At 58.6% G+C, this 11,480-nt stretch carries 10 protein-coding genes; 1 reads left to right on the forward strand and 9 read right to left on the reverse strand.

Going from position 1 to position 11,480, the window contains the following annotated elements; translation table 11 throughout:
• Positions 1 to 7: 7 nt before the first annotated feature.
• Genes rfbB through rfbA form a run of 4 tightly spaced genes read right to left on the reverse strand, consistent with a single transcriptional unit; the run spans position 8 to position 3,446 of the window.
• Positions 8 to 1,135 carry a dTDP-glucose 4,6-dehydratase gene (gene rfbB, locus MQE22_RS10740; protein ID WP_226827483.1) on the reverse strand — a complete coding sequence of 376 codons (1,128 nt, stop codon included), beginning with the start codon at positions 1,133 to 1,135 and terminating at the stop codon, positions 8 to 10.
• Positions 1,128 to 2,009 (reverse strand): dTDP-4-dehydrorhamnose reductase, encoded by an 882-nt coding sequence (gene rfbD, locus MQE22_RS10745; protein WP_215885534.1) that lies wholly within the window; start codon positions 2,007 to 2,009, stop codon positions 1,128 to 1,130. The genes rfbB and rfbD overlap by 8 nt, the downstream gene beginning before the upstream one ends.
• Before the next feature lie 10 nt (positions 2,010 to 2,019).
• Positions 2,020 to 2,568 carry a dTDP-4-dehydrorhamnose 3,5-epimerase gene (rfbC, locus tag MQE22_RS10750; protein WP_215873004.1) on the reverse strand — a complete coding sequence of 183 codons (549 nt, stop codon included), beginning with the start codon at positions 2,566 to 2,568 and terminating at the stop codon, positions 2,020 to 2,022.
• Positions 2,568 to 3,446: a glucose-1-phosphate thymidylyltransferase RfbA gene (rfbA, locus tag MQE22_RS10755; RefSeq protein ID WP_215873005.1), complete on the reverse strand. Its 879-nt coding sequence runs from the start codon at positions 3,444 to 3,446 to the stop codon at positions 2,568 to 2,570. Before rfbA ends, rfbC begins: the two co-directional genes overlap by 1 nt.
• Before the next feature lie 266 nt (positions 3,447 to 3,712).
• Here rfbA and MQE22_RS10760 point away from each other — a divergent pair, with 266 nt between their 5' ends.
• Positions 3,713 to 6,112: a TonB-dependent receptor gene (locus MQE22_RS10760; RefSeq protein ID WP_215873006.1), complete on the forward strand. Its 2,400-nt coding sequence runs from the start codon at positions 3,713 to 3,715 to the stop codon at positions 6,110 to 6,112.
• 210 nt (positions 6,113 to 6,322) lie between these two features.
• Here the strand turns inward: MQE22_RS10760 and MQE22_RS10765 are convergent, their stop codons facing one another.
• Genes MQE22_RS10765 through MQE22_RS10785 form a run of 5 tightly spaced genes read right to left on the reverse strand, consistent with a single transcriptional unit; the run spans position 6,323 to position 11,478 of the window.
• Positions 6,323 to 7,012 carry a hypothetical protein gene (locus tag MQE22_RS10765; protein ID WP_215873007.1) on the reverse strand — a complete coding sequence of 230 codons (690 nt, stop codon included), beginning with the start codon at positions 7,010 to 7,012 and terminating at the stop codon, positions 6,323 to 6,325.
• Positions 7,013 to 7,031: 19 nt separating this feature from the next.
• Entirely contained in the window at positions 7,032 to 8,654 is a 1,623-nt protein-coding gene (locus MQE22_RS10770; protein WP_215873008.1) for an ABC transporter permease, read from the reverse strand.
• A complete protein-coding gene (locus MQE22_RS10775) occupies positions 8,651 to 9,628 on the reverse strand; it encodes an extracellular solute-binding protein (RefSeq protein ID WP_215873009.1) in 978 nt (325 codons plus the stop codon). Before MQE22_RS10775 ends, MQE22_RS10770 begins: the two co-directional genes overlap by 4 nt.
• A gap of 10 nt (positions 9,629 to 9,638) precedes the next feature.
• A complete protein-coding gene (locus MQE22_RS10780; RefSeq protein ID WP_255789730.1) occupies positions 9,639 to 10,724 on the reverse strand; it encodes an ABC transporter ATP-binding protein in 1,086 nt (361 codons plus the stop codon).
• Positions 10,714 to 11,478: a hypothetical protein gene (locus MQE22_RS10785; protein ID WP_255789731.1), complete on the reverse strand. Its 765-nt coding sequence runs from the start codon at positions 11,476 to 11,478 to the stop codon at positions 10,714 to 10,716. The genes MQE22_RS10780 and MQE22_RS10785 overlap by 11 nt, the downstream gene beginning before the upstream one ends.
• Positions 11,479 to 11,480 lie beyond the last annotated feature (2 nt).

Raw genomic sequence — 11,480 nt, forward strand, 5'->3', positions numbered from 1 at the left:
AAGGAGCTCAGCCAGCGTATTGTTTTTGTACCCACTGGGCATAGGCGTCCCCCAGCAGGGGCTGCCACCAGTCGGAATGCTGCAGGTACCAATCCACCGTCTTGCGAATACCCTCGGCAAAACTGTGTTGCGGCGTGTAGCCGAGTTCTCTGCCGATTTTGCTGGCATCTATGGCATAGCGACGGTCGTGACCGGGGCGGTCTTTGACGTAGCTGATCAGACGTTCCGCCGCTTTGCCCTGGGCCGGTGCGGCATGGGGAAAGCGCTGAGCGAGGGAGCTGTCGGCAGCAAAGGCCGTATCCAGAAGTTCGCAAATCAAGCGCACGATATCGAGGTTGGTCCACTCATTATGCCCCCCAATGTTGTAGCTTTCCCCTTCCTCACCGCGCTCCAGAATCAGGCCGATGCCTTGGCAATGATCTTCAACGAAGAGCCAGTCGCGGACCTGCTGCCCGTCACCATAAATGGGCAGAGGGCGGCCATGGAGAATATTGAGTATCACTAGGGGGATGAGTTTTTCCGGAAAGTGATACGGCCCGTAATTGTTGGAACAATTACTGGTCGTCGTGCGCAGGCCATAGGTGTGCTGATAGGCCCGCACTAGGTGGTCCGAGGCCGCCTTGCTGGCGGCATAGGGCGAATTGGGCGCGTAGGGCGTGTCCTCGCGGAAGGGCGGGTCCTGCGGCCCGAGGGTGCCATAGACTTCGTCGGTAGAGATGTGATGAAAACGATGCGGGATGACTCCACCTGGCGCGTCCAGCCACACCTTGCGCGCCGCCCGCAGGAGGCTGTGGGTACCGAGAATGTTGGTATGCAGGAAGGCATCCGGGTCGTGGATGGAACGGTCGACGTGACTCTCGGCGGCAAAGTGGACGATGGTGTTGAGCTTGTGTTCGTGCAAGAGCTTTTCCACCAGCGGCGTATCGTTGATGTCCCCTTCGGCAAAGTGGAATCCTGCCTGATTCATCAACCCGGCGAGGCTCGCCTGGTTACCGGCATAGGTCAGGGCATCAAGTACCACCAAGTGGCCCTGCGGAAAGCGCTGCCGCCAATAATGGCAAAAATTGGCGCCGATAAAACCCGCCCCCCCCGTCACCAAGAGCCGCATCTCTGCCGGCATCAACTTTTCAGCCATCGATCTTTCCTTCTTGCCAAACCCGGATCATTCGTCGCAACTGTACCCGCCAATGCGGTGCCGCCCCCAAAATGCTATAGCTGCCGGCCTTGTCCAGCACCACACAACTGGGTCGTTTAGCCGGAGTGGGATAGGCCGTGGTCGGAATCATCTGTATAGGAATCTCTCGCGTCAGCAAGCCCTGTTGCCGGCCCTCCTCCTGGATCGCCACCGCAAAATCGTACCAGGATGCCACGCCGGCATCGGTCCAGTGCTGCGTGCCAGTGAACTCCGGTAGCTCGGTGGCGCGCCAAAGCGCGTCCGCCAAGCCCCCGGCCCAAGTTGGGGTGCCGATCTGATCGCCAACCACAGAGAGCGTCTCCCGCTCAGCCATCAGGCGCAGCATGGTCTTGACGAAGTTGTTGCTAAACTCGCTATAGACCCACGCGGTACGCAGAATCAGGGCGTCTGCGCCGAGAATGTCGCGGATCTTCTCCTCACCCGCCGCCTTGCTGGCGCCATAGACGCCCAGGGGGGCCACGGGATCATTGGGCATATAGGGCCTGCCCTGCCGACCATCGAAGACAAAATCCGTAGAGACATGCAGCAGGCGTGCCCCCGCTGCCTGCGCCCACTGGGCCATGCGTGCAGGCGCCTCGGCATTCACGCTGTAAGCCAGCTCCGCCTCAGATTCCGCGCGATCCACCGCCGTGTAGGCAGCGGCATTGATGATGGTCTGCGGCTGCAAGCGCTGCAGTAGCGCGGAGATTTCCGCAGGTCGGGCGAGGTCGAGCAGCGAACGATCAATAGCCTGCACCGTCACATCCGCAGGACAACGGCGAAGCAACTCCCGCCCCAACTGCCCTCCAGCCCCCAAAATACAGATCTGGCGCATCTACATACCCTCAGGCAAAAACTTCGCACTGGGCGAGGGGCAGGCCCGCTGCATCCTTGGCCGCTAGCAGAGGCGTTTCGCCAGCGGGAATGGGCCAAGAGATGTTCAGGGTCGGATCGTTCCACAGCAGGCAACGCTCCGCACTGGGCAAATAATAATCGGTGGCCTTGTACAGAAACTGGGCAAACTCACTCAGCACGTAAAAACCATGGGCAAAGCCTGGAGGTATCCAGAGCATCTGCTGATTGGTGGCAGACAAGCGCGCCCCCACCCACTGTCCAAAAGTGACAGAACGCTTGCGCAGGTCCACAGCCACGTCAAAAACCTCGCCCTCCACCACCCGCACGAGTTTGCCCTGCGCCTGCTCGATCTGATAATGCAAACCGCGTAATACGCCGCGGGCGGAGCGGGAGTGATTGTCCTGCACGAAGTCGAGATCCAGACCGAGATCAGCAAAGGTCTTGCGGTTCCAGCTCTCCAGAAAGAAGCCGCGTTGGTCACCAAACACCCGCGGCGTGAGCAGACAGACCTCCGGGATTGCGAGACGCTGAACTTCCATCAGCGTTCCTCCTGTTCCAGACAACGCAACAGATATTCACCATAGCCGCTTTTGCGCAAGGGCTCTGCCAGGCGCAAGACCTGCTCCGCGTCGATATACCCCATGCGCCAGGCGATCTCCTCTGGGCAGGCAATTTTCAGCCCTTGGCGCTCTTCCAGGGTACGCACGAATTCGCCGGCATTGAGCAGGTCCTGATGCGTGCCGGTATCCAACCAGGCAGTGCCCCGCCCGAGAATCTCCACCCGCAACTGCCCCGCCTCCAGATAGCGAGCGTTGAGCTCGGTAATCTCCAGCTCGCCACGCGCCGAGGGTCGAATCGTGCGCGCGATCTGGCTGGCCTGCGCGTCATAAAAATACAGACCGGTGACGGCATAACTGGAACGCGGCTTGGCGGGCTTTTCCTCGAGCGACACCGCCCGCCCCTGGGCATCAAACTCCACCACTCCATAGGCCCGCGGGTTGGCGACATGGTAGGCAAAGACCGTAGCACCGGACTCTTGCTGACTGACCGTTTGCAGGCCTTCGCTCAGGTCGTGTCCATAAAAGAGGTTATCCCCTAAAATCAGGGCGGCCGGTGCTCCTGCCAGGAAGTCTTCAGCAATCAGCAGGGCCTGCGCCAGTCCCTCAGGCCGTGGCTGCTCGGCATACTGAAAATCGAGCCCCCAGGCCGAACCGTCACCCAAAAGCCGCTGAAAGTGCGGCAAATCGGCAGGGGTAGAAATCACCAAAAACTCGCGGATGCCCGCCAGCATGAGGGTCGACAAGGGATAATAGATGAGCGGTTTGTCGTAGATAGGCATGAGCTGCTTGCTCAGTACCTGAGTCAACGGATAGAGACGGGTACCGGATCCCCCCGCCAGAATGATGCCCTTGCGCATGCTGGTATGGCCTTCCTCATCTTGGCTGCTTTGTGCAAGGGTAACCAGTCGCAGCAGCAGCGTCCAGACTGCGGCGATGCTGGCTCAGGTTGTCGGTCGCAGCGACAAACCTCGCTCATCTTCTGAATGCATTTATGCATCCATAAAAAGAAAATCCAAAATATCATGATTTTGTCATGAATTGTTCACAATACTGTAACACTCCTCTGGTACCTTTTGAGCCTTCATAAAAATTTTCACGCAACCGCTACGAAAGGAGTACCTCGATGTCCGCCTGTACACCACGTTGGCACGTTCTTGCCATTGCCTTAGCCGCCGCCCTGTCCTATAGCGCTGTTGCCAGCGCCCAGGACAATACTGCCCATCACCATAAAAAGCATCACAAGCACCACAAACACCAGGCGGTCAATGTGGGAGAGGTCTCCAGCAACGCAGTGACGCAATCGGCCTACGCTGGGCATACCCCCCTGTTGCCCTCACAGAAAAAGATCTTTCGCTCGGGAATCTCCAGCAAAGTGCTGGGGCGCGCCGAAATCGAGGCTGCAGGGCCCGCCGCTGGGGGCGCGCAGATGCTTAGTTACGCCCCCGGCGTGAACGTGCTGGCCAGCTACGGGACCGGTGCCGCCAAGGCCCAGATCAGTATCGATGGCATCAAGCAAGGCTGGGGCAACCCCAAAGGTTCCGAAGCCGCGCACAGCATTGCCGTCGAATTCGACGGCATTCCCATGAACAACCCGGCTACTGGACTTTGGCAGTCACCGCAGGTGAACCAATCCTCCCTGATTCAGGGGATCCATGTCACCTACGGGCCAGGCAATCCGGAAAACCGCTGGTACAACAATATTGGCGGCAGTATCGATTTCGTCCCCTTGCAGCCTACCGCCAAACCGGGTGCCAGTGTCGGTATACGCTATGGCAGTTATGACTTCAAAAACATCCACTTTGATCTGCGTACCGGCAATGTGGATGGCTTTTCGGCGATTTTGGCAGGCGGCGTGAGCAGCGGCAACAGCTTCCTCGGAGTACCCGCCGGAACGACCCTGTACAGCCCCTCCGGCGTGGTCCTACCCAGCCACAGTTATGCCTGGTTCCTCAAGATCAGGAAGACCTTCCATACCGGTGACGATAGCTTTGGCGCCTATCTTGCTTCGGGCTCAGCATACAAGCCCTATGACATCCCGCTGAGCCCAGCCTCGGGCACGACTATCAATGGCTACGATTACAAAACCGGCAAGCCGATTCCGGGGCCGCTCTACAGCGAACAGACTTCCGGCTTCTACAATGCCGCCCCGTACAAAATCGATTCCAACAGTACCTGGATGTTCTATAACAAATTGAATGTGGATATCGGTACCAAGACCTGGCTCCATAATGATATCTGGTATCGCTATGGACATCGTCTGCACAATCGCTATGCCTCATTTGCCGTGGGCGCGCCCAATACCAACGAGTACAATGACCCGCACAGCGAAACCTATGGCGACAAACTGTGGTTCGATACCCGCCTGCCCTATAACAAGTTGGCCTTTGGTGGCTACTTCATCAAGGCGCGGGACAACTCCAAAAATGCGTTCTTCAGCAGTTACCCTCCCTATAATGCCAACCGCTTCGTGCCCAACGACAAATATCGCAGTGACTTTTTGGATGTGACCAATCTGTCGGCATTCTTCCAGGATAAAATCCATATTGCCCATACCTTCGATATCACTCCGGGGGTGCGGGTGGAACAGTGGCAACTCAATTACACCCCCTACACCACGGAAACCTTCCCGGAATCCACTGTTCTCTATCCCAAGGGGAATGAATCTAAGCTCCCGGCAGACTCCCGCAGCCTGAACGCGGTGGAGCCATCGGTGAACATCAGTTGGCGCCCCATTCAGCATCTGGCGCTCTTCGCCAGCTATTCCGAAGCGAACCAGATCCCGGCCTTCGGCGGTGGTGGTGGTCCGTTCCAGAAACTTCCCGGCAACTCCATCAGCCTCGAAAAAGGGCAGAATTATCAGGCGGGCTTCAAGGTGCATGTGCAGCATGACGGCTTCCTGCATCATTTCCTATTCAGCGCCAACTGGTATTTTACCCGCTTTTCTGATCAGTACCTACCGATCACCGAGGCCGACGGCACGGTCATCAACGCCTTCGGTACCTCAGACTATCAGGGCGTCAATCTCTATGCCGTTGATAACCCCATCTATTGGCTGCACCTCTTCGGGAACCTCTCCCTGCAGCAGGCGCATTTCAGCAACTATTACAACGGCAAGGAAAACTACTCTGGACTACCGGTGGCCAATGTCCCGGACAGCACCTTCAATATCGGCGCCTATGCCAAGAGTTTTGTCTATGGTTTTCTACTTGAGCCACGTATCTGGGTCCAATACACCGGACCGCAGGCGCTTTACGACAGCATCACCAAATCGCCATCGCCAACTGCCAAACTTCCGGCCTACACCTTGCTGAACCTGGCGCTACACAGCAAGATCCCGATGCACCTGCAATACTTCCGAAATATTGCGGTGGATGTTGATCTGCTCAACGTAGCGGGCAATCGTTACAACAGCTACGAATACATCAGTAGCGGTGGCACCTATGGCCCCAACACCAAGGGAGATTTGATCGGTTTACCTGGCGAACCTCGGACCTTTTACGTCAGCTTGACCGCAAACTTCTAAACGCGGATTCCAGCTCTTTTATCAGTAGAAAATTCGGCCCCGGTAATACGGGGCCATTTTTATGATGCATTTATTAGGCAGCGAAAATGGAATCCCTTCTGACGCGGCACCCTGAAGCCAAATCCCTCCTGACCTCGCAGCGGTAAGTACGCGGACAGGTGGGATATGGCATCAACAGAGGCCAAAGCAAATCTCTGCATATCAGAGCAATTACTCCGGCTTTCCCCAGTCGTTTTGCGGTAGATTGGCATATTTTCCGGTATAGGTCTGCTTGATCATCTGAAACGATACCGGATCAGGATTGTTGCCCTGATACTTCACGATCCAGAAATAATCGAAGGTGTGCTTGGGCCAGGTTTTTGGCACGCCGGGGAGCTTGGCCAGATGCAAAAGCTGACGAAAAGTGACTTGTTGATCGGGGAAATGCTCCTCCAGTTTTTGGCTGGCAATACGGGCGTGCTCCCACATGACGATCACTACCTTACCATCATACTTGGGGTCATGGAGAAGAGTGTAGGCAGCTTCCTGGGTGCGCTGGGTTTCTTGCGCCTTTTTCTGCTTCTCCGTCTGGAAGTATTCCGGTACCGCCGTGTAGGCCGTCTCCGGCATCCTCCAGCTCAACGCCGTGGGGGTCATGGTTTCGATGGTATGGAGGGTGACCGTCATCAGGGCTGCCGGCTCCTCGCCCTTGGGCAGGATACTGTGACTGGCGTTCTTGCCCAGATAGACCTGCGCCAGGGCATGCGCCCGCTCTTCGCCAATTTTCGATAGCTGAAAGGGATTGATCTTCTCGCCATGGCGCACGAGGATGATTTCCGCCGGGACGGCCTGGGCTGCCAAGGGTAGAGCAGTCAGTAGCGTCAAGGCGAAAAAAGAAAGTACCGGGCGGCGGCAGGGCATGATGCTTCTCCTGATGGTTTTAGCGACGAAGTAGCGCTCCTCGGGCCAGACCGAGAATGAGCGCCGAACTGAAAATACCGATGACCGACAGAGCCATACCATTGCCAATGGTTCCCTGCCGAAAATTTCCGTAGATGTAGGTAGAGATCACCTGCACGCCCGCCGGCTGCAGCATGAGTGAGGCCACCAGCTCCCGCATGGACAGGGCGAATACCACCGTCGCCCCACCTACCAGCATGGGCCAAAGCAAGGGTATCTGAATCCGCAAGACCGAGTGCAAGGGTGAGCCACCGTGGACCCTGCCCGCCTGCTCCAGGCGCGGGGGAATTTGCGCAAGACCGGTGCGGGCATAACGAATGGCAAAGGGAAAAGTTCCCGTGGCGTAGGCCACGGCCAGGATGATTGGATGTCCAAAGACCGGAAGCTGGTTCCAGGGGGCATTCCAGAACAGGATCATGCCCACCGCCAGCACCACGCCAGGGATGGCCATGGGCAGCGTGGCCAGCAGATCGACGAAGGCAGCGATGCGCCCACCCTTGCGGACCAGATTAGCGGCCAGCAGCGCCGATGCCATGCCAAACACCGCGACCAGGGCGGAAAGTCTGAGGCTGGTCTCCAGGGCCGAGAGGCCAGAAGAGCTGTGGGAGAGCACATGGTGATAATGGTGCCAGGTGAAATTGCCCGCCTGTAGTCCCACGCTCAAGGCCTTTTCCAGGGAAACTGCAAGCACTGCAGCCAGCGGCAGAATCACCCCGATCAGCGCAAAGATCGAAATCGGCAAGATACTCCACCATACCCGGCGCGCTGGCGCACGGCGCTGGATGCGTCCCTCGTTGTTCCGCACCAGTGGCCGGTAGAGAAACCAGACCAATACCCCCAGGGCACAGAGGATCAGGCCAATGGCCGAGGCCTTGGGTAGATCCACCGGCCAGACGTTGGTGGCCGCCTCGATGCTGGTGCTGAGCACCTGCACTCCGGCATAGCCGGCCAGCAGGGCCGGCACGCCAAACTCTGCTGAGGTATCGAGAAAGACCAACAGTCCTGCTGCGGCCAGCGCGGGCAGCAGTAGCGGCAGAATGCCCAAACGAAAGGCACCCAGGGCCGAGGATCCATGTACCCGCGCTGCCTGTAGCAAGCGCGGATTACCATTCTCGAGGGCGGCTCGCAGCAGGATATAGACCAAGGGAGTGAGATGCAGGGCCATCACCATGCCCATGCCGGCCAGCGAGAACAAAAACTCTTCGAGCGTTGTGCCCAACGCTTGCCAGGCAGTCAGCTGCTCGATCATTCCTACGGGTCCGGTCAAGAGGCTCCAGGCCTCGGCGGTCAGATACGGAGGAATGAGGAACGGAATCAGGATCAGCGCCTCCCAGAGGGGGCTGAGACGCGGTGGCACGAAATACAAGAGCAGGGCCAGACCCAGCCCCATAGGCAGGGAAAAGAGGACGGCCAGAGCGGCCATCCCCAGAGTTCCGGACAAGGACTTCAGAAACTGCTGGTCGACCCCGAGTTGCAGCAGGGCGATCCCGTGCGTCTGACCACCACTCGGCTGTAGCGCCTCGTAGATGATGGCCCCCAGGGGGGCTAAGACCAGCACCCCCAGGATGACATAGACCAACAGATGGTTGAAGAGGCGGCTCACTGATCCAGAATGTCCTTCTTGAAGCGCGCCAACACGGCAGGCTGCGTCGCCGCCAGTTTCGCCCAGTCGACGGGGGTCACCTTGAAACTGCCCATCTTGGCCATGATGGGCTTGGCGGGAACGCCTTGCAGGGCAGGATAGAGGTTGTTCTTGGCGACCAGATTTTGCCCCGCCGGAGACATCGCAAAGTCGACAAACTGCTCTGCCAACTTCTTATCCGGGGCAGATTTGAGAATCATGATCGGCCGAGGGATGACGATCGTGCCTTCTTTGGGATAGACCAGAGAGACCGAATTGCCTTGCGCCTTGGCGGCGACGGCGGCATGCCCCACACACTCCAGCATACCGCTGCGCTCGCCCGAGAGTACTGGCAATAACGCCGCATGATTGGTACCCGGCCAGACCGTGCCGTTGGCCTTCAGATCCTGCAAAAACTGCCAGGCCTTGTTGCCATACCGATCCACAAACGCCACCAACCAGCTCGAAGCAGTGCCGGAGAGCAACGGATTCGGTGCCGTAATCCGGTCTTTCCACTCGGGCTGGGTCAGGGCAAACCAGCTATCGGGCAGCTTGGCACCTGCAGGCAGGGCCTTGGTGTTGAAGACCATCGACACCGTATCCAGGCCATAGGGCAGGAAAGGTGCGGACACCTGTGCAGGCTTGACCAGGGTCTTCTCAATGGCCGCTGGGTGGTAGGGGTAGACCATTCCCTGCTTCGCCAGATCCAGTCCTGCCGACCAGCCGGCGACCATCACGACATCGGCATGGGGATGATTGGCTTCGGCGGCCAGACGCGCCATGACCTTGCCGGTGCTAGAGGTCCAGACCTCGACATGATCCCCAGTCTTCTTTTCGAAGGCGGCGGCAAGGGATTTGGCCAGGGTAGCCGGGGCGGCACTGTAGAGGGTGAGGGTAGCGGCATGGGCGGCACTGGCCAGACCCAGACCCAGCAGGGCAATCACTAGACGTTTCATCGAAGCACTCCTATCGGTCGTTTGCGGAAGACTGCACGGGAATACACCAACCGTGATCGGGGCGCAGATGCCACCGGCGCGGCCCCAGATCCCCCCGGCGGGACTGGGCGAGAAACTCCTGACCATCGGCGGCCTGCAACGTCAGCAGATAACGGCCTTCGTGCCAGTGCGAATGGCGCACCGTTGCCTCGGGGGCATCGCTAGGTGCTGCATCGATTTCCAGATCGTTTGGCCGCAACAGCAGGGTGGCGCGCGTCGCGCCATTCAGCCCCGCAGATGCCGGTACCGGCCAGCGGCGGTCTTCCCACTGGATCAGGGCCTGCGTTCCCGCATGCTGCAAAACCGGCACATGCAGGGCGCGCACCGAACCACCCAGGCGCGCCACCACCAGGCTCGTCGGCTGCTGGTATAAGCTCTCCGGACTGTCCCACTGTTCCAGATGGCCGGCATGCAAAACGCCGACCCGGTGTCCCAGATAAAAGGCCTCGCTCGGATCATGGGTGACGTGCAGGGCCGTGATGCCTTCCTCGGCAAAGAGCTCGTGGAGAAATTCGCGCAAATTCTCGCGCACGCCGTGATCCAGCGCCGAGAGCGGCTCGTCCAACAACACGATGCGGGGCTTGGCGATGATGGCCCGGGCAATGGCGATACGCTGCTGTTGCCCCCCCGAAAGCTCGTGGGGTCGCCGGCGAGCGGCGGCAACAGGTATGGCCATGCGCTCCAGCAGGGTCATGGCGCGGGTTTTATCTACCGATTGCCGGCGCGCGCGCAGCGGGTAGAGTACATTCTCGAGCACGGTTAGGTGCGGCCAGAGGGCAGCATCCTGAAACACCATGCCAATCTGCCGTCGCTCTGGAGCGATGAAGATGCTATCCCCGTTCACCTGCTGACCATGGACTGAAACCGTTCCGCGTTGCGGACGCAACAGACCCGCAATGACCGCCAGCAAAGTACTTTTGCCCGACCCGGACTCCCCCAGCAGACAGGCGTAGCTCCCCGCCGCCTGCTGCAAATGGACGTCTGCGAGTACGGGCCGCCCACCCAATTCGACTTGCAAGCCCTCGATCTGCAGCCCCGCCGGCGCGTCAGAAGGCATACTGCAGCATCAGGCGGTTATAGATGTAAGAATGTCCGTCGTAGGCTGCCAGACCATTGTCGATGGCCACCCGGTCGCGGATGCTCAGGCCCTTGACCTGTATGGGGAAATAGGTCAAATCCAGATACACACCATCGGTTTTGCGCTCGTAATTGGTATTGAAATGGGCAAAGCCGGCCAGGAAACGGATCTGTTTTTGCCACGCGTCGAGGGCTGCACCCAGGCGCCAGGCATGCCCGGGACCAAAGGCCAGAAGATTGTTCGTCATGAAGGAGGCATACATGGCGGTATAATTGCCGTAGGGGGAAACGATGGCACCCCCGCCGAAACTGTCGGCGTGCGGGTTGAGCTGGTTGTAGGCAAAGAAAAGATTGGCATGAGAAATCTTCACGCCCGCCTTCAGGCCCCAGAGAGTGGTGTTCACCGTCCCTTCTTGATCAAAGAGCTTCGCGTGGTAATTTTGCAGAATCCCGCTACTTTCCCACTCCCGCAAAAACTGTCCTGCGAGGTAGGGAGTAACACCGCCCATCTTCAGACCGTATTGAGCGCTGCCGTAGAACAGGTTGGCGAACTGATAGAAGTTGTAATACCAGGCCGCCAATTTGGCGCCCATGACAGAATATTGGGCACCGAACGCCAACGTACCGTTGCTGGCCGGCGTATCCGCTTTGAGACCTACTTTTTTTACCCCGTACAGAGGGTCTTCGTCGTAATTTGTCGGGTAGTAGTGAAGTGGCCCCCGAAAGTTGGACAAGG

It is taken from the genome of Acidithiobacillus sp. YTS05, assembly GCF_024396695.1.
In the GTDB taxonomy this organism is placed as follows: domain Bacteria; phylum Pseudomonadota; class Gammaproteobacteria; order Acidithiobacillales; family Acidithiobacillaceae; genus Igneacidithiobacillus; species Igneacidithiobacillus copahuensis.

Bases quoted from the DNA above. Each gene is read 5' to 3' on its own strand.
- rfbB (WP_226827483.1), bottom strand. From the start codon at position 1,135: ATGGCTGAAAAGTTGATGCCGGCAGAGATGCGGCTCTTGGTGACGGGG.
- rfbD (WP_215885534.1), bottom strand. From the start codon at position 2,009: ATGCGCCAGATCTGTATTTTGGGGGCTGGAGGGCAGTTGGGGCGGGAG.
- rfbC (WP_215873004.1), bottom strand. From the start codon at position 2,568: ATGGAAGTTCAGCGTCTCGCAATCCCGGAGGTCTGTCTGCTCACGCCG.
- rfbA (WP_215873005.1), bottom strand. From the start codon at position 3,446: ATGCGCAAGGGCATCATTCTGGCGGGGGGATCCGGTACCCGTCTCTAT.
- MQE22_RS10760 (WP_215873006.1), top strand. From the start codon at position 3,713: ATGTCCGCCTGTACACCACGTTGGCACGTTCTTGCCATTGCCTTAGCC.
- MQE22_RS10765 (WP_215873007.1), bottom strand. From the start codon at position 7,012: ATGCCCTGCCGCCGCCCGGTACTTTCTTTTTTCGCCTTGACGCTACTG.
- MQE22_RS10775 (WP_215873009.1), bottom strand. From the start codon at position 9,628: ATGAAACGTCTAGTGATTGCCCTGCTGGGTCTGGGTCTGGCCAGTGCC.
- MQE22_RS10780 (WP_255789730.1), bottom strand. From the start codon at position 10,724: ATGCCTTCTGACGCGCCGGCGGGGCTGCAGATCGAGGGCTTGCAAGTC.